Genomic DNA, 23,131 nt, shown 5'->3' with positions numbered 1-23,131 from the left:
AAACGTTTCAGCAGGCGTATTTTCTACGTTTTAGACGCCTTTGGCCGGTTCTGCCGCGAAACCGCCAAAACTGCCCCTTAACCGGAGGCAGCGCCTAAGCTGCAACCATTCAAAACAATACCTGGCGCCACATGACGCCAAAAAGGAGAACGCATGCTCGAGCTCACTATAGAGCAGATATCCATGGGCCAATCGGCTGTGGATAAACCCGCTGCGCTGCAACTGCTGGCCAACCATCTGGTCGCCGATGGTCTGGTCGCCGATGGTTATCTCGCCGGTTTGCAGGCACGCGAAGCCCAGGGCTCGACCTTTCTCGGCCAAGGTATTGCCATCCCCCACGGCACCCCGGACACCCGCGATCAGGTGTTTGCCACCGGCGTGCGCCTGATGCAGTTCCCCGAAGGCGTGGATTGGGGCGATGGCCAGATCGTCTATCTGGCGATCGGCATTGCGGCCAAGTCCGACGAACATTTGCGTCTGCTCCAGCTGCTGACCCGCGCCCTCGGCGAGACCGATCTCGGTCAGGCCCTGCGCCGTGCGAGTTCGCCAGAAGCGCTGTTGAAACTGCTGCAAGGCGCGCCACAGGAGCTGGCGCTGGATGCGCAAATGATTGGCCTCAGTGTTTCTGCCGATGATTTCGAAGAACTGGTTTGGCGCGGCGCACGACTGCTGCGTCAGGCCGATTGTGTGAGCAACGGTTTCGCTGCCGTGTTGCAGCAGGTCGAAGCGTTGCCGCTGGGCGATGGCCTGTGGTGGCTGCACAGCGAGCAAACCGTGAAGCGTCCGGGCCTGGCTTTCGTCACGCCAGACAAACCGATTCGCTACCTCGGCCAACCGCTCAGCGGGCTGTTCTGCCTCGCCAGTCTGGGCGAAGCGCATCAGGCGCTGCTCGAACGCCTGTGCGCCTTGCTGATCGAAGGCCGCGGCCACGAATTGGGCCGCGCCACCAGCAGCCGCAAGGTGCTTGAAGTGCTCGGCGGCGAATTGCCTGCCGACTGGCCGAGCGCGCGGATTGCACTGGCCAACGCCCACGGCTTGCATGCACGCCCGGCGAAAATCCTCGCGCAACTGGCGAAGAGTTTTGACGGTGAAATCCGTGTGCGCATCGTCGACGGTCAGGACAGCGCCGTATCGGTGAAAAGCCTGAGCAAGCTGCTCAGCCTCGGTGCTCGTCGCGGTCAGGTGCTGGAACTCATCGCCGAACCGACCATCGCCGCCGACGCCTTGCCGGCCCTGCTGGCAGCCATCGAAGAAGGCCTCGGTGAAGAAGTCGAACCGCTGCCGGCCGTGAGCGAACAGCGCGAAGTGCTCGCCGACATCGCCGAAGTCATGATCGCGCCGGCGTCCGGCAGCCTGCTGCAAGCGATTCCCGCCGCGCCGGGCATCGCCATTGGCCCGGCGCATATTCAAGTTCAGCAACACATCGAATACCCGTTGCGCGGCGAGTCCGCCGCCATCGAACGCGAGCGCCTCAAGCAAGCGCTAGCCGCCGTGCGCAGTGACATTCAGGGCCTGATCGAACGTAGCAAGGCCAAGGCTATTCGCGAGATCTTCATCACCCACCAGGAAATGCTCGACGACCCGGAACTCACCGACGAAGTCGACACCCGCCTCAAGCAAGGCGAGAGCGCTGAAGCGGCATGGATGGCGGTGATCGAAGCCGCCGCCAAGCAACAGGAATCGTTGCAGGACGCCTTGCTCGCAGAACGCGCCGCCGACTTGCGCGACATCGGTCGTCGGGTGCTGGCGCAGCTGTGCGGCGTGCAGACGCCGAACGAGCCGGAGCAACCGTACATTCTGGTGATGGACGAAGTCGGCCCGTCGGATGTGGCGCGACTCGATCCGGCGCGCGTGGCGGGGATTCTCACCGCACGCGGCGGCGCGACTGCGCACAGCGCGATTGTCGCCCGCGCCTTGGGGATTCCGGCACTGGTCGGCGCTGGCGCAGCGGTGTTGCTGCTGGCGCCGGGCACGCCGTTGCTGCTCGACGGCCAGCGCGGGCGGCTGCATGTAGACGCCGATGCGCCGACGTTGCAACGCGCCATCGTCGAACGCGACACGCGCGAGCAGCGCCTGAAAGCTGCCGCCGAACAACGCCATCAACCGGCGCACACCACCGACGGTCACGCGGTGGAAGTGTTCGCCAACATCGGCGAAAGCGCCGGGGTGATCAGCGCGGTCGAACAGGGCGCCGAAGGCATTGGCCTGCTGCGCACCGAACTGATTTTCATGGCTCACCCCCAAGCGCCGGACGAGGCGACGCAGGAAGCAGAATACCGCCGAGTGCTTGATGGTCTGGCCGGACGGCCGCTGGTGGTGCGCACGCTTGACGTCGGCGGCGACAAACCGTTGCCGTATTGGCCGATTGCCAAGGAAGAGAACCCGTTCCTCGGTGTACGCGGCATTCGTCTGACCTTGCAACGTCCGCAAATCATGGAAGCGCAACTGCGCGCCCTGCTACGTGCCGCCGACAATCGCCCGCTGCGCATCATGTTCCCGATGGTCGGCAGCGTCGAAGAATGGCGTCAGGCCCGCGACATGACCGAGCGTCTGCGTCTGGAAATCCCGGTCGCCGATCTGCAACTGGGGATCATGATCGAAGTGCCGTCCGCCGCGCTGCTGGCGCCGGTGCTGGCCAAGGAAGTCGACTTTTTCAGCGTCGGCACCAACGATTTGACTCAATACACACTGGCCATCGACCGTGGACATCCAACGCTCTCGGCTCAGGCCGATGGCTTGCACCCGGCGGTGCTGCAACTGATCGACATCACCGTACGAGCAGCGCATGCCCATGGCAAATGGGTCGGCGTATGCGGCGAACTCGCGGCAGATCCGCTGGCAGTGCCGGTGCTGGTCGGCCTCGGCGTCGATGAGTTGAGCGTGTCCGGCCGCAGCATCGCCGAGGTCAAGGCGCGCATCCGCGAACTCAGCCTGACCCAGTCTCAAACCCTCGCTCAACAGGCCCTGGCCGTGGGCAGCGCCAGCGAAGTGCGCGCATTAGTGGAGGCCCTGTAATGGCCAAGATTCTCACCCTGACCCTCAACCCGGCGCTGGACCTCACGGTCGAGCTGGCGCGGCTTGAACCCGGTCAGGTCAATCGCAGCGACGAGATGCACAGCCACGCCGCCGGCAAAGGCGTGAACGTCGCGCAAGTGCTGGCCGACCTCGGCCATCAACTGACGGTCAGTGGTTTTCTCGGCGAAGACAATCTGCAAGCGTTCGAAAACCTGTTCGCCAAACGCGGATTTGTCGACGCGTTTATCCGCGTGCCCGGCGAGACGCGCAGCAACATCAAAGTTGCCGAACACGACGGGCGTATCACCGACATCAACGGCCCCGGCCCGATAGTCGACGCAGCGGCGCAACAGGCATTGCTTGAGCGTCTGCTGCAAATCGCTCCGGGCCACGATGCAGTGGTCGTCGCCGGCAGTTTGCCACGCGGTGTCACGGCGCAATGGCTGCGCGAGTTGATCGAAAAGCTCAAAGCGCTGGGTCTCAACGTTGCGCTGGACACCAGCGGCGAAGCACTGCGCGAGGCACTCAAGGCTGGCCCGTGGCTGATCAAGCCTAATACTGAAGAACTGGCTGACGCGCTCGGCTGCGAAGTGATTTCTCACACGGCGCAGGCTGAAGCGGCCAATCGACTGCACGCGCAAGGCATCGAGCACGTGGTGATTTCCCACGGTGCCGATGGTGTGAACTGGTTCAGTGTCGGCTCGGCGCTGCATGCGTCGCCGCCAAAGGTCGCGGTCGCCAGCACCGTGGGTGCCGGGGATTCGCTGCTGGCCGGCATGCTCCACGGTTTGCTCAGCGCCGATACGCCCGAGCAAACCCTGCGCACCGCCACCGCAATTGCGGCGCTGGCAGTAACGCAGATCGGTTTCGGCATTCACGATGCAGCGCTGCTGGCGCCGCTCGAACAGGGCGTGCGCGTGCGCCCCCTGACAGAACAATAAGAGGGTTGGTCATGAAATTAGCCATTGTCACGGCCTGCCCGAACGGCATGGTCACCAGTGTTCTTTGCGCCCGATTGCTGGACGCTGCCGCCCAGCGTCAGGGCTGGAGCACCAGTGTCGAAGTGGTGGACGCGGCGCATCCGGAACGCGAATTGTCGGCGGCCACGATTGCCGCGGCCGAGTGGGTGTTGCTGGTCGCCACTGGCGCAGTGGACATGACTCGATTCGTTGGCAAGCGCGTGTTCCAGATTGCCCCTGCGCAGGCGCTGCAAGATGTCGAAGCGGTGCTGCGTCGCGGCGCTGAAGAAGCTCAGGTTTACGTCGCTACAGAAGCCGCGCCAGTTGCGGTTGCACAGAACGCTCCGCGTCTGGTCGCTGTCACCGCATGCCCGACCGGCGTCGCTCACACCTTCATGGCCGCCGAAGCGTTGCAGCAAGCGGCCAAGCGTCTGGGCTATGAGTTGCAAGTCGAAACCCAGGGCTCGGTCGGTGCGCGCACTCCGCTGAATGCGACGGCCATTGCCGAGGCTGACGTGGTGTTGCTGGCGGCGGATATCGACGTCGCCACCGAGCGTTTCGCCGGCAAGAAAATCTACCGCTGCGGCACCGGCATCGCCCTCAAACAGTCCGAAGCCACGCTGAAAAAAGCCTTGGCCGAAGGCGTGCAGGAAAGCGCTGCGAGCGACGGCAAGGCTCTGGTCAAACAAGAGAAAACCGGCGTCTACAAACACCTGCTGACCGGCGTGTCCTACATGCTGCCGATGGTAGTGGCGGGCGGTCTGATGATCGCGTTGTCGTTCGTATTCGGCATTACCGCGTTCAAGGAAGAGGGCACGCTGGCGGCGGCGCTGATGCAGATTGGCGGCGAGACCGCGTTCAAGTTGATGGTGCCGCTGTTGGCGGGTTACATCGCCTACTCGATTGCGGATCGCCCGGGCCTCGCGCCGGGAATGATCGGTGGTTTGCTGGCGAGCACGCTGGGCGCCGGATTTATCGGTGGCATCGTTGCCGGGTTTATCGCCGGTTATGCCGCGAAAGCGATCAGTCGTTATGTGTCGTTGCCGCAAAGTCTCGAAGCGTTGAAACCGATTCTGATCATCCCGTTGTTCGCCAGCCTGTTTACCGGGCTGGTGATGATTTACGTGGTCGGCAAACCGGTGGCCGGCATGCTCGCGGCGCTCACGCATTTCCTCGACAGCATGGGCACCACCAACGCGATCCTGCTCGGTGTGCTGCTCGGCGGCATGATGTGCGTCGACCTTGGCGGGCCGATCAACAAGGCCGCGTATGCGTTCTCGGTCGGGCTGCTGGCCTCGCAGAGTTACGCGCCGATGGCCGCGACCATGGCCGCGGGCATGGTGCCGCCGATTGGGCTCGGTATCGCTACGTTCATCGCCCGGCGCAAGTTTGCGCAGAGCGAGCGCGAGGCGGGTAAAGCGGCGTTTGTGCTGGGGCTGTGTTTTATCTCCGAAGGGGCGATTCCGTTTGCCGCGAAAGATCCGCTGCGGGTGATCCCGGCGAGCATTGCCGGCGGCGCGCTGACCGGTGCGCTGTCGATGTACTTCGGCTGCAAACTGATGGCGCCGCACGGTGGGTTGTTTGTGCTGGCGATTCCGAATGCGATCAACCATGCGTTGCTGTATCTGCTGGCGATTGTTGCGGGGAGTTTGCTGACGGCGGTGGTGTATGCGTTGGTCAAACGGCCCGAGGCTGTCGAGTTGGCGCTGGAACCCGCGAAAGCCTGACAATGCATTTCAACCTGTGGGAGATTCTATGTTTGGGGGGAAGCCCCCAAACCTGTTTTTGACTGAGTCCATATCCGTTGCTGCGGTAACGGCTTCCTAGGGTTCCGCCCTTACGGCGGGTCACCTTTTTCAAACGCCGGGATGCCGGCCCAGCAAAAAGGTAACCCAAAAGGCTTTTCCCTGACGTTCGGCCCTCGCTGGGGCTCGGGTTCCTTCGCTCCGGGATCGATCCGGGGGCATCGCCTCCGGTTTGCTGCGCTGCACCTCCTCTCGATGTATTTGGCTGCGCCAAACGGCGCTGCGCGCCCACCCCCGGATGAATCCCTCCACTCAGCCTGCCGGGCGCTTGAGATCAAAAGCTGCACTCGAGCTAACGCTCATTGTGTTGAGTGGGGCGGCTTTGCCGCATGGATGAATTTTTGCGGATGCACTGGAAACTCTGTGGGAGCTGCGGTGCGACGATTCGACTTGCCAGCGATGGCGGCCTGACAGCCGACCAGTCTGTTGCTGAATGCACCCAATCCCACTGTGGGCGCCAGTGTTGTCATCCCCAATTCATGATCGCGTGCTTTAGTTCTCCTTTTGTCAGGGAGAACACCATGAGCGATTTCAATCTCGGCCGTCGACGCGTGATGCAAGCCGTCGGTGCCGGACTGCTCATGCCGGGGCTGGCGCCGGCGGTGATTGCTTCGGTCAAGGATCGGCCGCAACTCACCGACGGCGTGCAGTCCGGCGACCTGCTCGGCGACCGCGCGATGATCTGGAGTCGCAGCGACCGTCCCGCACGCATGGTCGTCGAATGGGACACCCGCAGTCTGTTCGGCAACCCACGGCGCTTTGTCTCGCCGCTGGCCGATGCTCGCACTGATTTCACCGCCCGCGTCGAACTCACCGGGTTGCCCGCCGATCAGGCGATTTTCTATCGCGTGTATTTCGAAGATGCGCAAACCAGCGTCGCCAGCGAGCCGTGGTTCGGCCACCTGCGCAGCGTGCCGACGATCAAGCGCGACATCCGCTTCGTCTGGAGCGGCGACACCGTCGGCCAAGGCTTCGGCATCAACCCGGACATCGGTGGCATGCGCATCTACGAAGCCATGCGTCTGCGCCTGCCGGACTTCTTTATCCACAGCGGCGACACCATCTACGCCGACGGCCCGGTGCCGGCTCAGTTGGTCACCGAAGGTGGTCGTGTGTGGCGCAACATCACCAGCGAAGCTAAGAGCAAAGTCGCGGAAACCCTCGACGACTATCGCGGTAATTATCGCTACAACCTGATGGACGAAAACATCCGCCGCTTCAACGCCGAAGTGCCGCAGATCTGGCAGTGGGACGATCATGAAGTGGTCAACAATTGGTCGCCAGGCAAGCAGCTCGATGAGCGATATCGCGAGAAAGATATCCAAAAACTGGTGGGGCGTGCGCGTCAGGCCTGGCTCGAATATGCACCGATGCGTTTGCAGGCTGCCGATGGCGGCGGACGGATTTATCGCCAGCTCAGTTACGGGCCGCTGCTCGATGTATTCGTGCTGGATATGCGCAGTTATCGCGAGGCGAATGATGACAACCTTGGCGCGACGAAACCGTTCCTCGGGCGTGAGCAACTGAATTGGTTGAAGCAGGGGCTCAAGGGTTCCAAGGCGCAGTGGAAAGTCATCGCGGCGGACATGCCGATCGGCCTCGGCGTGCCGGATGGAGAAGTCAGCCCGGGTGTCGCGCGTTGGGAAGCGGTGGCCAACGGCGACCCCGGTCCGGCGCAGGGGCGTGAGCTGGAAATCGCTGAACTGCTGGGATTTCTGCGCGCGCAGCAGGTGCGCAATTTCGTATTTTTGACGGCAGACGTGCATTACTGCGCGGCGCACCACTATCACCCGGAGCGGGCGGCGTTTCAGGATTTCGAGCCGTTCTGGGAGTTTGTGGCGGGGCCGTTGAATGCCGGGAGCTTCGGGCCTAATCCGCTGGATAAGACGTTTGGGCCCGAGGTGGTGTTCGAGAAGGCGCCGTCGGTGCAGAACATGTCGCCGTTTGCCGGGTTTCAGTTTTTTGGCGAGGTGAACATTGAGGGTGTGAGCGGGGAGATGAGTGTGGTGTTGCGAGATCTGGATGGGGTGGCTGTGTTTGAGCAGAAATTGCAGCCGGTCTGATGGCTTTTGAAAATCAAAAGCCTACCCTCACCCCAGCCCTCTCCCGGAGGGAGAGGGGGCCGACCGAGGTGTCTGGCGTTATACGTCGACCTGAAAGAGCCAGTCGATTATGGAGGCGGTAAAACCGGATCGAGTCGATTGTGGATTCGGTGAAAGCCTTTCAGGTCGGCGTAGATTTGCAGCATCCCCGAATCGGTCCCCTCTACCTCTGGGAGAGGGCTAGGGTGAGGGCAGCCTTTGGATCAGGATCGCAATCTCCGCTCCGCCGCAATCCGCATAATCTGCTCCAACACATCCCCCATCTGCCCAATCACCTCAAGATTGCTGAACCGCACCACCTCAATTCCCAGCCCCTGAAGAAAAAACGTACGCCGTCGATCATGAATAACCCCTGCTGTCTCGAAGTGCTGACCGCCATCCAACTCAACAGCCAGCTTCAATTCAACACAGTAAAAATCCAGCACATACGGATGACACGGAAACTGCCGGCGGAATTTCAGGTCGGCGAGTTGTCGTGAGCGCAGTTTTTGCCAGAGCAGGTGTTCGCAGTCGGTTTGGTTGACGCGCAGTTGGCGGGCGAATTGGGCGAGGGTGGGGCGGGTTGGCATGCTTCACGGTCCTTGTGAAGTTGGTTTGATATTTTACGGTAGACCAGTTCCCCTCACCCCAGCCCTCTCCCGGGGGAGAGGGGGCCGACCGAAGTGTCTCAAGTTGTATATCGACCTGAAAAATCCAGGTGAATATGGAATCGACAAAGCAACACCAAATCCATTTTGGATTCACTAAAGCTCTTTCACGTCGGCGTATTTCCACAGCATCCCCCAATCAGTCCCCTCTCCCCCCGGGAGAGGGTTAGGGTGAGGGGGTCTTCTAATAGACGTCGCGGCGATAGCGGCCTTGTTCGATGAGGCGTTCTACTTCAGCAGCGCCGAGGATGTCATTCAGTACTTGGTCCACGCCGGATGCCATCCCTTGCAGACTCCCGCAGATATAAATCACCGCGCCATCCGCCAACCACTTCTTCAACTCCTCAGCCGACTCGCGCAAGCGATCCTGCACATAAATCTTCTCCACCTGATCCCGCGAAAACGCCAGATCCAGCCGCTCCAGATCGCCATTGATCAACCACTCTTCAAGCTCCGCACGGCAGAGGAAATCCTGCTCGCGATTGCGCTCACCGAACAGTAACCAGTGCCGCTGCTGACCATCGGCAATCCGCGCCTTGAGCAAGCTGCGCAGTCCCGCCAGACCTGTGCCGTTGCCCAGCAAAATCATCGGCACCGGTTCGTTCGGCAGATGGAATCCGCTGTTGCGCCGTACGCGCAGGCTGATGCTGCCGCCCACCGGCGCATGCTCGGTCAGCCAGCCGGAACAGATGCCGAGGTTGCCGTTGGAGTGCTGTTCCTGACGCACGATCAATTCGAGAACGCCGTCGGCGGCGATCGAGGCGATCGAGTATTCGCGCATCGTCAGCGGCACCATCGCATCGACCAGCGCCTCAGCGTGGAGACCGACGAGGTGCGCGCGGTGTTCGGGCAACTGGCGGGTGGCGAGGGCTACTTCCAGCGGCTCTTCCAGGCCGTTGAGCTTGACGAGGGTTTCGCCGCGAATGCCCAGGCCGTCGAGGAAATGCTCGACGATCCACGGGCAATTGCGTGGCAACACTTCCACCAGATCACCGGCCAGCCAACTGCTGGTATTCGGTGCGCTCAGGCCCAGCAGGTAAACCGGCGAGCCGCTGCTGTCAGGGTTCATCAAGTCGCGACGCACCAGCGTCCAGTTGTCGTAGCTCGGTGCTTGCCAGGTGTCGACCGGTGCTTGCCCGGTGAGCAGGCCGAGTTGGGTTTGCCAGTGACGCAGGGCATACGGATCACCGCTGTCGACCTCGACCGGGGCGAATAAGGTCTTGCCCCCGTGTTCGCCGAGCCATTGATGCAGGCGTCGGGCGAAGCCGCAGAAGTTTTCATACTGACGATCGCCGAGGCCAAGTACTGCGTAATTCAGGCTGTCGAAGGTCGAGGTCTTGCTCAGCACTTTGCGCTCAAAACCACGAGCGCTGTCCGGCGCATCGCCGTCGCCGAAGGTGCTGACCACAAACAGCGCGTTGCTCGAATCACGCAGGTCCTGTTCGCTGACATTCGCCAGTGGCTGCACCCTCACCGGCAATCCGGCAGCCTGCAATTGGCCGGCAGTCTGCCACGCCAGTTGTTCGGCGAAACCGCTCTGACTGGCGAAACCGATCAGCCAGGCCGAGGCATTGTCGGCCGGTTGATCGAAGCCTTTACGTGCGTCTTTGACCTGCTTTTTCTTGCGCCGACGATCCAGATACAGCAGCCAGCCAGTGATGAAAAACAGCGGCATGCACACGGCGGCGAGGGTAATGATGATGCGGCCGACCAGACCGAAATAGCTGCCGACGTGCAGCGCATAAATGCTGGTCAACAGCTGCGCCTTGAAGCTTTTGTCGGCGTAGCGGTCCACGCGTTTGACCACGCCGGTGGCCGGGTCGAGAGTGATCTGATTCAGTGCGCGATCATGCGGCGAGCTGTCGAGCAGATAGAACACGGTCGCCGGTTGCCCGGCCACGGCAGGCATGCGGATGTTGTAGGCAGACAGGCCCGGGCCAGCAGTGCTGTAGATGCTGCTCCACATCGCGGCATAGTCGGCGGTTGGTGCCGGGCCTTCCGGTGCCGGGCCACGACCACCGCGCACGCGCTCGTTTTGCGGCGCGTCGGAAAGCAGTTTGGTCAGGCCTTTGTTGTACCACTCGTACGACCAGGACAACCCTGTCAACGCCAGCAGCAGATACACCAGCAGGCACCAGGTACCGGCCACCGAGTGCAGATCCCAGTTGAAGCTGCGGCCCTTTTTCTTCCAGTCGAGGGTCAGCCACACGCGCCAGCTGTTCCACTGACGCGGCCAGCGCAGGTACAGACCGGACAGGCAGAAGAACAGCAGAATCAGGGTGCAGGCGCCGGTTATGTTGCGCCCGGTATCGCCCATGGCCAGGAAGCGGTGCAACTGCAGCATCAGGCCGAAGAAATCCTGGCCAACCGCGTCACCCTTGAACTCGGCGGTGTACGGATCGAAGTAGCGCATCTCACCGCGCCGTTCACCCTTGGGCGGGGTGAAGAACACTTTCGCCGCGTTGCCACTGTCGGTGTCGACCCAGAGCATCGCAACCTTTTTGCCCGAAGCGGCTTCGATATGCTCCACCAGTTCAACCGGTGGCAGCACCCCGGCGACCTGCTTCTCGACCTGCAGCACCGAGGGATTCAATGCGCGCAGAATTTCATCCTGAAACGAATACGCAGCGCCGGTGATGCCCATCAGGGCCAGCACCAGTCCGGCAGTGATGCCAAAAAACCAGTGCAACTGGAACAGGGTTTTCTTAAACACGTCGCTTGCCTTGTTCGTCGAAAGTTGTTTTCACGGCGCGCATTATGCCGTGGGTTGGCGAGAAGCTTATTGATTACGCACAAAAGCCCCGTTCAATTGAATGAACGGGGCTTGGTGTTTCCGGCTTCTATCAGAAGTGGAAGTTGGTGCTCAACAGTGCCGTACGGCCCGCCGCCTGGTTGGCGAAGTGGGTCGAGAAGGCTTTGTCGTAATAGTTTTCGTTGGTCAGGTTCTGCACGTTGAGTTGCAGATCGACGTTCTTGGTCAGCTTGTACGCGGCCATCGCGTCGTAGCGAACATACGAATCAACCATCGTGGTGTTGGCCACACTGCCGAACACGTCATCCACATAGAACGCACCGCCACCGATGGTCAGCTTCGGCGTGACCTGGTAAGTGGTCCACAGGCTGGCGCTGTTTTTCGGGGTGTTTGGCAGTTGGTTGCCGTTGTTGGCTTTGTTGGCCGGCAGGTCACCACCATCCACTTGCTCGCTGTCCATGTAGGCGTAACCGGCGAACACCTGCCACTTGTCAGTGATCTTGCCGCTGGCCGACAGTTCGACACCTTGCACGCGGGTCTTGCCGGCGTTCTCGTAGGACGTGGTATCGACTTGCACGCGCGCGTTTTCTTTCTCGGTGCGGAAGATGTCAGCGGTCAGCGACAGGCGATCATTGAGTAGATCCCACTTGGTGCCGATTTCGTAGTTCTTGGTGGTTTCCGGCTCCATGTCGCTCTTGAGCAGGTTGCCACTACGATCCGGCGTGCCGCCCAGCGGGTTGCCTTCCTGACCTTCGCCAAGAGTGTTGCCCGGTGGAGTGGCGGAGGTGGCGTACGAGGCGTAGATGCTGCCGTTTTCTGCCGGCTTGTAAACCACGCCGAACTGACCGGTGACGAACTCGCTGGTGTCCGCGCCTTTGGACGTGGTGCGGCCAGCGCCGTTGTAAGTCTTGTAGCCGGTTTCGAAGTGGTCGTAACGCAGACCCATGTTCACCAGCCATTGCTCGGACAGTTCCAGGGTGTTGAACGCATACAGCGCGTAAGTATCGGACTGGGTGTCGGTGCCGGCATAGTTGCGCGAGATCGCGCCGTTCCACGGATCGTTCGGGTTCGGGTTCGACAGCGAGGTGCAGTTGTAGCCGCTGGATGCGCCGATCAATCCCGGGTTGCAATTGGTGGTCACAGCGCTGGTGCGGGGCGTGGTGTCAGTGTTGACGTTGTACGAGGACTTCTGACTTTCCTCACGGGTGTATTCGACGCCGGTGGAGAAGCTGTTCTTGAAGCCGGCGACGTAGAAGTTGCCGAACAGGTCAGTCTGATTGGTGGTGGTCTCGGTGTTGCTCACCCGAGTATTCGCCCGCCGCCAGACGCTGCCGTTGTTGACGTTGCCTTTGCTGTCGTCCGGCTGCGTGAGGATGTAATCCTGCATGCTGGTGCCGTGGCGCAGGGTGTTCTTGATCGTCAGCGAGTCGCTCAGATCATGCTCGATGGCGAAGGTCGCGGTGTCGGTGCGACCCTTGCGGAAGTCGCGACCCAGACCATAGAAGTTGTCGTGATCGCCACCGGCATTCGGCTTGTCCGGGTTGGACTTGGTGCGCGCCGCCGAACCTGCCGCTGGAATGCTGTACGGGATACCCGAATCCGGGGTGTCGTTGCTTTCGAGGTGGTAGTAATCGAGGTTGACGCGGGTGTCGGTACCGAGGCCGAACGCCAGGGACGGCGCGATGCCCCAACGGTCGTAATCGACCTTGTCACGACCGGCGACGTTGCTCTCGTGGCTCATCAGGTTCAGACGGCCGGCAGCGCTGTCGCTGAACTGATAGTTGCCGTCCATGGTGTAACGCTGGGTCTGGTCGGAACCCCAGGTGAAACCACCGTCGAACGAGTTGCCCAGGTGGGCTTTTTTGCTCACAAGGTTGATGCTGCCGCCAGCCGCGCCGCGACCACCGATGGCCGAGTTCGGGCCTTTGCTGACTTCGATGTTTTCCACGGCGAAGATTTCGCGGCTCTGCGAACCGGTGTCACGCACGCCATCAAGGTAGGTGTCGCCCTGAGCGTCGAAACCACGAATGAACGGACGGTCGCCCTGTGGGTTGCCGCCTTCACCAGCGCCGAAGGTAATGCCCGGCACGGTACGCAGCGCGTCCTGCATGTTCAGGGCGCCGGTGTCTTTCAAAACTTGTTGCGGAATCACGGTGACCGAGCGCGGCGTGTCGATCAACGGCGCGGTGTACTTGGGCGAGGAGGCTTTTTCGACCTGGTAGGACGTCGCGTCCTGGGCTTCGCCGGTGATGGCGGTGGCGTCCAGGGCGATGGCATTGCCGGAGGTTTTGCTGTCGGTCTTTTCAGCGGCGAACACCATCTGGCCTGCGGAGCCGGCGGTGATTGCCACACCGATTGCAGAGGCGAGCAGACGTGGTGAACTGACCGGTAATTGTGCGTGTAGACGTGCCATTTTTATTCCCCTCCCCAAGGATTTGAGGCGGCGGAATATAGGTCAAACAAGTATTCGTATCAATTGCGAAATATTACTATTCGCGACAAATTTACATTCTTTACAATTTAACCTTACGGTTTTTGCCAGTTCATCCGTCAGCCGGGTTTTACACAGACAATAAGAATCAATACCATTGCCGCCTCTTTGCCATCAGGGGTCATCGCCATGCTGCTGCACATTCCCGGTCTGTTCGAAAAAGACGAAGTGCAGCGTATTCGCGAGGCTTTGCAGCAAGCGGATTGGGCCGACGGCAAGATCACCGCCGGCTATCAATCGGCCAAGGCCAAGCACAATCTGCAACTGCCTGAAGGCCATCCGCTGGCCAAGGAAATCGGCGCGGCGATGCTTGAACGTCTGTGGAAAAATCCGCTGTTCATGTCCGCCGCACTGCCGCACAAAGTATTCCCGCCGTTACTCAACTGCTACACGGCGGGGGGCAGTTTCGATTTTCACATCGACAATGCGGTGCGCCAGCCCAAGGGCAGCCCCGAGCGCGTGCGCACCGATCTGTCAGCCACGCTGTTCTTCAGCGAGCCTGAGGATTACGACGGCGGTGAGCTGGAGATTCAGGACACCTTCGGCACTCAACAGGTGAAACTGCCCGCCGGTGACATGGTGTTGTACCCCGGCACCAGCCTGCACAAGGTCAACGCCGTCACCCGTGGCGCGCGGTTTGCCTCGTTCTTCTGGACGCAAAGTCTGGTACGCGAGGACAGCCAGCGGGCCTTGCTGTTCGAGATGGATGGGGCAATCCAGCAACTGACGCAGGACATGCCAGATCATCCGTCACTGATCCGCCTCACCGGGACTTATCACAACCTGTTGCGCCGCTGGGTCGAGGTATGAGTTTTCAACTGCGCCGCGAGGAAATCCTCGACGGCGAACAGCTCAAAGCCATGCTCGAAGAAAGCCCGGCACGTGCGGCTCAGGCGATTTTGATCGCCTCCACAGAAGGTGTGCTGGATGCTCAGGCGCTGCTAGGGCAGATCCTGCTGGACGGGCAAGGCATCGCGCAGGATCAACCGCTGGCCGTGCGTTGGTTCGAGATTGCCGCCAAGCGTGGGCACTTGATGGCGCGCAACATGCTCGCTCGTTGCCATGAGCAGGGCTGGGGTTGCGTCTCTGATGCTTCAATAGCTGCAAGGCATTATCGTCAAGCTGCTGAAGCGGGACTGGATTGGGCGATGTATAACTATGCCAATCTCTTGGCCACTGGTCGTGGAGTGATCAAGGATCAAGTGCAAGCCTTGACTCTCTATCGCCGCGCAGCGGAACTCGGCCATGCCAAATCGATGAACCTCTTGGGGCGGTATCTGGAAGAGGGTCTGGGCTGTTCGGTCGATTCCATAGCTGCGCACGACTGGTATCGCCGTTCCGCTGAAGCAGGGGATTTTCGTGGCCAGTTCAGCTACGCCAGTATCCTGATTGACCAGAAAAGGATCGAGGAGAGTCTGGCATGGTATCGCCGCGCGATGCTTGGCGGAAATCTTGCGTTTCTGAAGGTTGCGACTCAGGCATTGATGAGCGCGACGGACCCTCGTGTTCAGGCATTGGCCGAGGAATATCAACAAAGGTCGAAGTTGTTAAGCAACTCTTTGAGCGTTCCTGTTGCATAGTCTCAGCTTGACTGTAAATGCTTTTAAGTCTGATTTTCTACGGTCTGCAGTATTAATTCGCTATTTTTGATTGAGTTAATACATTTGGATTTAAGTTGGTGATTTGAGGTTTGTGTTTTCTCGGATAGTCTTTGTTCGAGACTAAAAGTTGTTCTGGTCTTTATTCTTTTCGGTTTTATTCTTTGACTAATTAATGGAGTAGTTATGTCTAATGGTTTTTTGTGGGGGGATGCGTTAAATAATGCAACGCCCGAAGAAGTAACAAAGTTCGCCGCTGCAGCCCCTAAGCTGTTTACTCAAGGTTCTGTCGGAGCACTTGATGGATCCACTCGTGACTCGGGGTTGTTGCTGACTAAAAAACAAGTAATTGATCTGCGCAAATATGAGGCCGCCGGTCTGGCGTTGCCCTATACCCTAGAGGATGTCAGGGACTATCTACGCTTTGGTGCAGGTCAGGATGGTGGCCCAGGACTGAGCCCTGCCGACTTTCTGGCTACTTTTTTGAATACCCGAAATCATGCCAGGCGCTGGTCGCCACTGCGCGAGCGGATCATGATGACGGGGCGTGGTCTTAAGGAGTTTGCCAGTAGCATGGTGAACTATGGCGCTTCGATGAAAGAGGTCTATAGCGAAGTAAAAGCCTCGGGACTCTTGGAAAAGCATAATGTTAGGACGCTGGAGCAGTTGAAACAACTGCAGCTTGAACTGGGTGATAAGTTTCCGGGTATTGAACTGGAAGAGGATACCATCAGTACACTCGATTATTACTTGAGGCGTATTTTTGAAAAAATTGATTTCAATCTACAAGAGGTGGGTAGTATCAAGAAAGACCTTGATATGTTTGGCTATGATCTGCGCGAACACATCTTGCCAGGTATAAAGCTGAGAGTCGGTCTGATCGAAAATAGTTCTTTGGCGGAAGACGTTAAACAGCTGAAAGCGGTGATCGATGAGCGTGCAAAAGAAATCGATATCAAAAATACTGAGTACAAGGCCGCTGTTCAAGAAGCCCTGAAAGCTGCTGCGGGAATGAATATTGTCGGGCTGGCGATGGCCATTTATATGGGGGTGGAGGCGGAAAATATTCGCGCCCGGCGCAACGAGCTGTACGCCGAACAAGAAAAGGACATTCTGATTCTTACAAACAAGAACCAGACCCTGGGATCGCTGGCGCGGGTCAAGCATGATCTGCAAAGTCTGATGATTGTCGCAATCGACGCCGATGTAGCCACGCAAAATCTGATGTATGTCTGGAGCGTTCTGCATCGGAGCATCATGAACTCTACTGGCGCGGTTGGCCGTATCGAGGACGCATTGGGTCTCAAGATTTTCATGTCTGAATTCGCAGAAGTCGTTAATCCATGGGTGCAGATCAAAACGGATTCGGACAAGTTGATTGAGGTGTTCAAAGAGGCGGACGAAGAATACGAGCGTAATTACGGAAACACATCGCGTTCGATGGCGTTCACTGCATCGTTTCAACAGACTTATCCGGAACTCGACTTGGTTGCGCTCAGGGATAGTCATTCACAGATGAGCGAGCATCGCACGCAGGCGCAAGTATGGCGGGTAAAGCTGAATTACCTCCCCGATCTGTTTGATCGCTTCAATCGACTTGTCCAAGGCGTCGGTCAAGGCGCTATTGGACTGCAAACTGCAGCCTTTGAAAGCAGTGATCAATTAGACAATAGCCTGCAACGTCTGGACAGACTCGAGAAGATGTTCGAAGAGGAAAACGACGCTCAGGAGATCGAAGAGATCAACGCTCAACGCCAACGCCTATTGAACGACGTTGCAGACGCGATTGGCCTGCAAACCACTCAAGTACGCAAGTGCCTGAAAGAAATCAGCGATACGTTCGACATGCGTTCAACGCGGGGGTACATCACCGACTTTGAACGTGATGAAGTGCTGGCAAAAGCGGAATTCGTCGCCTTGAAAGGAAAATGGGAAATCCTTAAGGAAGAGCGCAAGCTCGTTATCGACGCTATCGAGACTTTGGAAAAGAAAGGTATTGAGGAGCTCGGCAAAGATATCGCATTGACGGTCGATAAGGTGATAGCACTGGGCCTGACACCGCCGCAAGTCGCGGTGGTGATGTTAGCTATCGATCAGCTCAAAAAGACCATTGGTAATATCGGCGAAGGCATTCGTTTTCTGGATATGGTTCGGGAAAGCGACAAGCTGCAAGGCAAAATCGCGGCACTCGACAACGAAATCAATCTTCAAGACGGTGTGGTCAGTGCCTCGGCCGGCAAGATCAAATACCTGCAAGCCCTTCACGCGATTGAAGAACAACGCAAAATCCACGTAGCGAGTTACAGTCCCGCGATTAGCGCTTTTGAACTTTTCCAGACCGCTACCGACAAGAGCTCCTTCACCGATGATGACGTTCGCAGCGCCACCTTCAAGGCGCAAGCGAAATTGTTCATTGCATTCCTTACTCCTGTTTCGGTCCCTAACCGCTAGGTTGGGCTGAGCACTCCATCGATCCGTGTTAATCGAGGTGCAATGGCATATCGGTTAACACGGTTAGCCAAACGAGAGCTGGTCGTTGGCCATTGATGGTTTGCCATGTTTGAGGAAACACTGATGCTTGATTATTTATTGGCAGAAAAGAATTTTGCCACCTTGAAGCAATACGTTGATTTTTTGAATGAGCTGCCCGCGGCGTTGGTGGAAATCAATCGATTCTCCGATGCCATCGCCCGAACCGGGCACACCATGTTGCCGCCACCCAATGCTCAGGCATTGAGCCAGGTGGCGTCCGCCAACGAACTATGCTGGCGGGCGATCGGCATCACCGTGCCTTTGTTGGGCAATACATCCGCCCGGATATTGCACGACGTGAGCAGTTTCATCAGCGAGTTTGAAGCTGTTGTCTCCGTCACGCAGAATCGACGATTGCCCATTTCCGTGATTGATCCACAACAGTTCACTGTCGTGAGATCCGCCGATTGGGGAAGTGCCCCTCGTGCAGATGTGATTGATATTCTGCGCGAACTCGATGCTCGGTTGGGTTCTTGCCAACGTGCTGTGTCGGATTTCAAATCGCAAGTGACAAGTCTCGCTGAATCGATCCATGGCATTTTTGTTCGCTTTATCGAATCGCTGACGATGCCACTGTGCAGTTGCGACGGCCCAACCCCTAAGATCGAAGTCTATTACGGTTTGGGTCGAATCGGTCTACCGGGTATGGGCTATGATCCAGGCCAACCGTATTCGGAAGAGCGACGACAGGCGATGGCCAGAGAGCATGTCAGGCGGTTGTTCGATCTTCGTCGGCGTGCCGGTGTGGCAGCGAGCAATCTCGGCGATTTCTGTTATCGATGGGTATACATGCTGGATGAAGCGAAACGAACTTTGCGAACTCACCATCCCCATCAGACGATGGCTCGTGCCAAGGCTTCGCTGCCGCTGGTCATTGGCTCGCTTGATGAAATCAAAGGCATGTCCGAACAATTGGTTCAAATGGCAAAGACGCTCTAAAAAAAAGCCCATGACACGTCATGGGCTTTTTGCATTACCGGTTCAAGAGTTACACGTAGTAGGACTTCAGCGGCGGAAAGCCATTGAACTCAACCGCGCTGTAACTGGTGGTGTAAGCGCCGGTCGACAACCAGTACATACGATCACCGATCGCCAGGTTCAGCGGCAGACCGTACTTGTAGTTCTCGTACATGATGTCGGCGCTGTCGCAGGTCGGGCCGGCGATGACCACTTCTTCCATCTCGCCTTTCTTCTCGGTCCAGATCGGGAACTTGATCGCTTCATCCATGGTTTCGATCAGGCCGGAGAACTTGCCCACATCCGTGTACACCCAACGCTCTACCGCGGTGCGCGATTTACGTGCGACCAATACCACTTCACTGACCAGAATACCGGCGTTGGCAATCAGCGAACGGCCCGGCTCGAGAATGATTTCCGGCAGATCATCACCGAAGTCTTCTTTGAGGAAGCGGATGATTTCTTCGGCGTAGGTTTCCAGGCTGTTGGTGCGGGTGATGTAGTTGGCCGGGAAGCCACCGCCCATGTTGATCAGCTTGAGCACGATGCCGTCTTCTTCTTTCAGGCGCTCGAAGATCACTTTGACCTTGGCAATTGCGGCATCCCAGACGCTGATGTCGCGCTGTTGCGAACCGACGTGGAACGAGATGCCGTAAGGCACCAGACCGAGGTCGCGGGCGAGGATCAGCAAGTCCATGGCCATGTCGGTCTGGCAGCCGAATTTGCGCGACAGGGGCCAGTCAGCAGTGGTCGAGCCTTCGGTAAGGATGCGCACATAGACTTTCGAACCCGGCGCAGCCTTGGCGATGTTGCGCAGGTCGGCTTCGGAGTCGGTGGAGAACAGGCGCACGCCTTTGTCGTAGAAGTAGCGGATGTCCTTGGATTTCTTGATGGTGTTGCCGTAGCTGATACGGTCGGCGCTGACGCCGCGATCCATCACTTTGTCCAGCTCGTAGATCGAGGCGATGTCGAAGCTCGAGCCTTTGTCTTTGAGCAGGTCGATGATTTCGACAGCCGGGTTGGCCTTGACGGCGTAGTAAACCTTGGCGAATTCGAAACCGGCGCGCAGGTCATCGTAGGCCTGGCTGATCATCGCGGTATCAATCACCACGAACGGGGTTTCTTGCTTGTCGGCGAACGCCTTCATTTTGTCAAAAGTGGCGCGCGCGAAATAATCTTCGACGTTGATCGACATGCTAGGGAGCTCCTACTGGCAAACGTTAGTAATCAATGGGTGCAAATGAACGTCCTCCGTATCCCCACTTTGGTTCGCCTACTTCCCAAGGCATGTCGCCGAAAGCAAAAAGGCCATGGAAGCGGTGCTGCCCCTGGCCTGCTGTCTCGTCGTCAGTACTTGAGCCGGATGGATCGTTTCCAGCATGGACGTTCGGCGCGAACTTTAGGGTGTGAGGGGGCTGAGATCAACTAAAAATGTCGCGTTTTTGCACGCTTCCGTCGTGCGGTCGGCTCATCTACTGATGTAACCGACCTGCATGACAGTGTGATGTTCCCCCGGAAACGGAATTCCGGGGGGGGGCCGAGTTGCCACAAATCCATCAGGCCAGTGCAGTCTCGGCGGGAGAGACGATGCTGGTCTTGCCGCCGCGCGACTTGCCGGAGCTCAGGTACTCGGCAATCGACTCCTGCGTCACCTCGCCAAGGAACACCCGGTCGGCGTCCATCACCGGCAGCCACGAGCGGTTGAATTCGTACATCCGCGACAACAGGATGCGCAAATGCTCGTCGTACGCCGCGGTGGCGTTGAACTCGCGCAGATACTGCGCGCAGGTGCCGGTCTGACGGTGCAGGTCGCGACGTCGAACATAACCCAGTGCTTTGTTATCACCGTCGGTGACCACCACATAACGACGGTCATGTTCGTCCATCAATTCCAGCGCATCGGCCACTGGAGTTTCCGGGCTGACCGATGGCGCGTTGTCCGCCGCGTCTTCAGCCTTGACCAACAGCAGACGTTTGAGGGTGCTGTCCTGCCCGACGAAGTTGCTGACGAACTCGTCCGCCGGGTGAGCGAGCAGGGTGTCCGGATGATCGATCTGCAACAGCTTGCCGCCGCGGAAGATCGCGATCTTGTCACCGAGTTTGATCGCTTCGTCGATGTCGTGGCTGACCATGATCACGGTCTTGTTCAGCGCGCGCTGCATCTCGAAGAATTCGTTCTGGATCATCTCGCGGTTGATCGGGTCGACCGCGCCGAACGGTTCGTCCATCAGCAACAGCGGTGCATCTGCCGCCAGCGCGCGAATCACGCCGATGCGTTGCTGCTGGCCACCGGACAGTTCACGCGGGTAACGATGCAGATATTGCTTGGGCTCAAGCTTGATCATGCTCATCAGTTCGCGGGCGCGGTCGTGGCATTTCTGTTTGTCCCAGCCGAGCAGTTTCGGCACCACGACGATGTTTTCTTCGATGGTCATGTTCGGAAACAGGCCGATCTGCTGGATCACGTAGCCGATGTTGCGACGCAGGGTCACGGCGTCGAGATCGGTGGTGTCTTCGCCATTGATCAGGATCTTGCCCGAGGTCGGTTTGATCAGGCGGTTGATCATTTTCAGCGTGGTGCTTTTGCCGCAACCCGATGGCCCGAGGAACACGCAGATTTCGCCTTCATTGACGGTCAGGCTTACCGAGTCCACGGCTTTGACGTCTTTGCCGTTGCTTTGGAAGGTCTTGCTGAGGTTTTGAAGTTCGATCATTTGAGTAGTCCTTTTGGAGTCAACGAGCGTTGCAGCCATTGCAAAACGAGGTCGGCGAAGATCGCCAGCAGACTGACCAGCAGCGCGCCGACAATCAGCATCGACATGTCACTGCGGCTGATCGCAGCGAGGATCAGCACGCCGAGGCCGCCGGCACCGATGGTTGCGGCGATGGTCATCACGCCGATGTTCATCACTACGGCGGTGCGCACGCCGGCAAGAATCACCGGCACCGCGATTGGCAGTTCAACCATGCGCAGGCGCTGGCCGAAGGTCATGCCGATGCCGCGTGCGGCTTCGCGAATTCCCGGCTCGACGCCGGTCAATGCGAGGTAGGTGTTGCGCATGATCGGCAGCAGCGAATAAAGGAACACAGCGGTGATCGCCGGCATCGGGCCGAGGCCCTGGCCGAATTTCGAGTAGAACGGCAGTAGCAGGCCGAACAGTGCAATCGACGGCACGGTCAGCAGCACTGTGGCGCTGGCTTGCAACGGGCCGGCGAGGCTCGGGAAGCGCGTCATCAGAATGCCCAGGGGCACACCGAACAGGATCGCCAGGCTCACGGCGATGCCGACCAGAGTGATGTGCTGCCAGGTCAGGTGTATTACCTGCTGCCAGTCGAGGTGGGAAAAGGCGTTCAAGAATTCCATGACTTTTCCTCCTTTATTGCAGTGGATGTTGGCGCAGGAAATCAGCGGCAACAGCGGATGGGCTTTCGTGATCGACGTCGACCCGCGCGTTGAGCTGACGCATGGTGGCGTCGTCGAACAGTTCGGCCAGCGGCTTGAGTTGCTCGGCCAGTTGCGGGTGCGCGTCGAGATACGCCTGACGCACCACCGGCGCTGCGGTGTAGTCCGGGAAGTAATGCTTGTCGTCTTCCAGCAACTTGAGCTTGAAGGCGTTCAGGCGACCGTCGGTGGTGTAGACCAGACCGGCAAATACCTGGCAATTGCGCAGCGCGGTGTAGACCAGCCCGGCGTCCATCTGACGGATGTTTTTACGCGTCAGGTTCATGTCGTAGAGCTTGACCATGCCGTCCAGACCGTCGGAACGGTTGGCGAATTCGGTATCCAGCGCTACCAGATGCTCGGTCTTGGCTTCGTCGCGCAGCACTTTGTTCAGATCGCTGATGCTGTTGATCTGCGGGTAAGCATCGGCGACGTTTTTCGGCAGGGCGAGCGCGTAGGTGTTGCTGAATTTCGACGGAGTGAGCCAGATCAATCCTTTTTTCGCATCGAGTTCTTTGACCCGGGCGTAGGACTGTTGGCTGTCGAGTTTCTCGGTCACATGGTTGTAAGCCACCAGCGACACGCCGGTGTATTCCCAGAGCATGTCCAGTTGCCCGCTTTCGTGAGCGCTGCGGGCGAGGTTGCTGCCGAGGCCGCCGGTAACTTGCGTGTCGTAGCCTTTGGCGCGCAGGTATTGCGAAGTGATTTCGGCCAGCAGGGTCTGTTCGGTGAACACCCGCGCGCCGATGCGGATTAGCGGTTTTTCGGCAGCTTGGGCAAATCCCGCGAACAGCAGGACGCAGCCCAGAATCAGGGTCAATCGTTTCATAA

15 protein-coding genes are annotated in these 23,131 nt (G+C 58.8%); 8 read left to right on the top strand and 7 right to left on the bottom strand.

Translation table 11 applies throughout. The features are described 5' to 3' along the window. Positions 1 to 153: 153 nt before the first annotated feature. The 4 genes from ptsP to ACP7BN_RS06615 all read left to right on the top strand — a co-directional run bounded on the left by ptsP (position 154) and on the right by ACP7BN_RS06615 (position 7,842). Entirely contained in the window at positions 154 to 3,015 is a 2,862-nt protein-coding gene (gene ptsP / locus ACP7BN_RS06630; protein WP_426202616.1) for a phosphoenolpyruvate--protein phosphotransferase, read from the top strand. Beyond that, on the top strand, positions 3,015 to 3,956 hold the full coding sequence (pfkB, locus tag ACP7BN_RS06625) for a 1-phosphofructokinase (RefSeq protein WP_426202614.1): 942 nt from the start codon (positions 3,015 to 3,017) through the stop codon (positions 3,954 to 3,956). Before ptsP ends, pfkB begins: the two co-directional genes overlap by 1 nt. An 11-nt stretch (positions 3,957 to 3,967) precedes the next feature. Further along, positions 3,968 to 5,701 (top strand): PTS fructose-like transporter subunit IIB, encoded by a 1,734-nt coding sequence (locus ACP7BN_RS06620; protein WP_426202612.1) that lies wholly within the window; start codon positions 3,968 to 3,970, stop codon positions 5,699 to 5,701. Positions 5,702 to 6,300: 599 nt separating this feature from the next. After that, positions 6,301 to 7,842, top strand: coding sequence for an alkaline phosphatase D family protein (locus ACP7BN_RS06615; protein WP_426202610.1), 1,542 nt, complete (start codon positions 6,301 to 6,303; stop codon positions 7,840 to 7,842). Between the two features lie 242 nt (positions 7,843 to 8,084). On the opposite strand, the gene ACP7BN_RS06610 is transcribed toward ACP7BN_RS06615, so the two are convergent. The 3 genes from ACP7BN_RS06610 to ACP7BN_RS06600 all read right to left on the bottom strand — a co-directional run bounded on the left by ACP7BN_RS06610 (position 8,085) and on the right by ACP7BN_RS06600 (position 13,693). Continuing rightward, positions 8,085 to 8,450 carry an endonuclease domain-containing protein gene (locus ACP7BN_RS06610; RefSeq protein WP_426202609.1) on the bottom strand — a complete coding sequence of 122 codons (366 nt, stop codon included), beginning with the start codon at positions 8,448 to 8,450 and terminating at the stop codon, positions 8,085 to 8,087. Positions 8,451 to 8,712: 262 nt separating this feature from the next. Then, positions 8,713 to 11,241, bottom strand: coding sequence for a PepSY domain-containing protein (locus ACP7BN_RS06605; protein ID WP_426202607.1), 2,529 nt, complete (start codon positions 11,239 to 11,241; stop codon positions 8,713 to 8,715). 130 nt (positions 11,242 to 11,371) lie between these two features. Next, on the bottom strand, positions 11,372 to 13,693 hold the full coding sequence (locus ACP7BN_RS06600; protein ID WP_426202606.1) for a TonB-dependent receptor: 2,322 nt from the start codon (positions 13,691 to 13,693) through the stop codon (positions 11,372 to 11,374). 207 nt (positions 13,694 to 13,900) lie between these two features. Between ACP7BN_RS06600 and ACP7BN_RS06595 the strand changes: the two genes are divergently transcribed. From ACP7BN_RS06595 to ACP7BN_RS06580, 4 genes are all read left to right on the top strand, one after another. Then, positions 13,901 to 14,581, top strand: a complete 681-nt coding sequence (locus ACP7BN_RS06595; protein ID WP_426202605.1) for a Fe2+-dependent dioxygenase — start codon at positions 13,901 to 13,903, stop codon at positions 14,579 to 14,581. Further along, positions 14,578 to 15,351 carry a tetratricopeptide repeat protein gene (locus ACP7BN_RS06590; protein ID WP_426202604.1) on the top strand — a complete coding sequence of 258 codons (774 nt, stop codon included), beginning with the start codon at positions 14,578 to 14,580 and terminating at the stop codon, positions 15,349 to 15,351. Before ACP7BN_RS06595 ends, ACP7BN_RS06590 begins: the two co-directional genes overlap by 4 nt. Before the next feature lie 204 nt (positions 15,352 to 15,555). Next, positions 15,556 to 17,820: an alpha-xenorhabdolysin family binary toxin subunit A gene (locus ACP7BN_RS06585; protein ID WP_426202603.1), complete on the top strand. Its 2,265-nt coding sequence runs from the start codon at positions 15,556 to 15,558 to the stop codon at positions 17,818 to 17,820. A gap of 123 nt (positions 17,821 to 17,943) precedes the next feature. Continuing rightward, entirely contained in the window at positions 17,944 to 18,840 is an 897-nt protein-coding gene (locus ACP7BN_RS06580) for a hypothetical protein (RefSeq protein ID WP_426202601.1), read from the top strand. Between the two features lie 49 nt (positions 18,841 to 18,889). On the opposite strand, the gene ACP7BN_RS06575 is transcribed toward ACP7BN_RS06580, so the two are convergent. The 4 genes from ACP7BN_RS06575 to ACP7BN_RS06560 all read right to left on the bottom strand — a co-directional run bounded on the left by ACP7BN_RS06575 (position 18,890) and on the right by ACP7BN_RS06560 (position 23,129). Then, positions 18,890 to 20,053, bottom strand: coding sequence for a type III PLP-dependent enzyme (locus tag ACP7BN_RS06575; protein ID WP_420647583.1), 1,164 nt, complete (start codon positions 20,051 to 20,053; stop codon positions 18,890 to 18,892). A gap of 361 nt (positions 20,054 to 20,414) precedes the next feature. Continuing rightward, positions 20,415 to 21,572 (bottom strand): betaine/proline/choline family ABC transporter ATP-binding protein, encoded by a 1,158-nt coding sequence (locus ACP7BN_RS06570; RefSeq protein WP_420647584.1) that lies wholly within the window; start codon positions 21,570 to 21,572, stop codon positions 20,415 to 20,417. Then, positions 21,569 to 22,222 carry an ABC transporter permease gene (locus tag ACP7BN_RS06565; protein WP_426202598.1) on the bottom strand — a complete coding sequence of 218 codons (654 nt, stop codon included), beginning with the start codon at positions 22,220 to 22,222 and terminating at the stop codon, positions 21,569 to 21,571. Before ACP7BN_RS06565 ends, ACP7BN_RS06570 begins: the two co-directional genes overlap by 4 nt. Positions 22,223 to 22,235: 13 nt before the next feature. Continuing rightward, entirely contained in the window at positions 22,236 to 23,129 is an 894-nt protein-coding gene (locus ACP7BN_RS06560; protein WP_426202597.1) for a glycine betaine ABC transporter substrate-binding protein, read from the bottom strand. Positions 23,130 to 23,131 lie beyond the last annotated feature (2 nt).

The organism is Pseudomonas sp. TWP3-1 (assembly GCF_049896625.1).
Lineage (GTDB): Bacteria > Pseudomonadota > Gammaproteobacteria > Pseudomonadales > Pseudomonadaceae > Aquipseudomonas.
The sequence above is the reverse complement of the archived record's forward strand: the minus strand, read 5'-3'. Positions and strand labels throughout refer to the sequence as shown.

What these genes read in the sequence shown, in the direction of transcription:
- ptsP (WP_426202616.1), top strand. Translation starts at nt 154, where the DNA reads ATGCTCGAGCTCACTATAGAGCAGATATCCATGGGCCAATCGGCTGTG.
- pfkB (WP_426202614.1), top strand. Translation starts at nt 3,015, where the DNA reads ATGGCCAAGATTCTCACCCTGACCCTCAACCCGGCGCTGGACCTCACG.
- ACP7BN_RS06620 (WP_426202612.1), top strand. Translation starts at nt 3,968, where the DNA reads ATGAAATTAGCCATTGTCACGGCCTGCCCGAACGGCATGGTCACCAGT.
- ACP7BN_RS06615 (WP_426202610.1), top strand. Translation starts at nt 6,301, where the DNA reads ATGAGCGATTTCAATCTCGGCCGTCGACGCGTGATGCAAGCCGTCGGT.
- ACP7BN_RS06610 (WP_426202609.1), bottom strand. Translation starts at nt 8,450, where the DNA reads ATGCCAACCCGCCCCACCCTCGCCCAATTCGCCCGCCAACTGCGCGTC.
- ACP7BN_RS06600 (WP_426202606.1), bottom strand. Translation starts at nt 13,693, where the DNA reads ATGGCACGTCTACACGCACAATTACCGGTCAGTTCACCACGTCTGCTC.
- ACP7BN_RS06595 (WP_426202605.1), top strand. Translation starts at nt 13,901, where the DNA reads ATGCTGCTGCACATTCCCGGTCTGTTCGAAAAAGACGAAGTGCAGCGT.
- ACP7BN_RS06590 (WP_426202604.1), top strand. Translation starts at nt 14,578, where the DNA reads ATGAGTTTTCAACTGCGCCGCGAGGAAATCCTCGACGGCGAACAGCTC.
- ACP7BN_RS06585 (WP_426202603.1), top strand. Translation starts at nt 15,556, where the DNA reads ATGTCTAATGGTTTTTTGTGGGGGGATGCGTTAAATAATGCAACGCCC.
- ACP7BN_RS06580 (WP_426202601.1), top strand. Translation starts at nt 17,944, where the DNA reads ATGCTTGATTATTTATTGGCAGAAAAGAATTTTGCCACCTTGAAGCAA.
- ACP7BN_RS06575 (WP_420647583.1), bottom strand. Translation starts at nt 20,053, where the DNA reads ATGTCGATCAACGTCGAAGATTATTTCGCGCGCGCCACTTTTGACAAA.
- ACP7BN_RS06570 (WP_420647584.1), bottom strand. Translation starts at nt 21,572, where the DNA reads ATGATCGAACTTCAAAACCTCAGCAAGACCTTCCAAAGCAACGGCAAA.
- ACP7BN_RS06565 (WP_426202598.1), bottom strand. Translation starts at nt 22,222, where the DNA reads ATGGAATTCTTGAACGCCTTTTCCCACCTCGACTGGCAGCAGGTAATA.
- ACP7BN_RS06560 (WP_426202597.1), bottom strand. Translation starts at nt 23,129, where the DNA reads ATGAAACGATTGACCCTGATTCTGGGCTGCGTCCTGCTGTTCGCGGGA.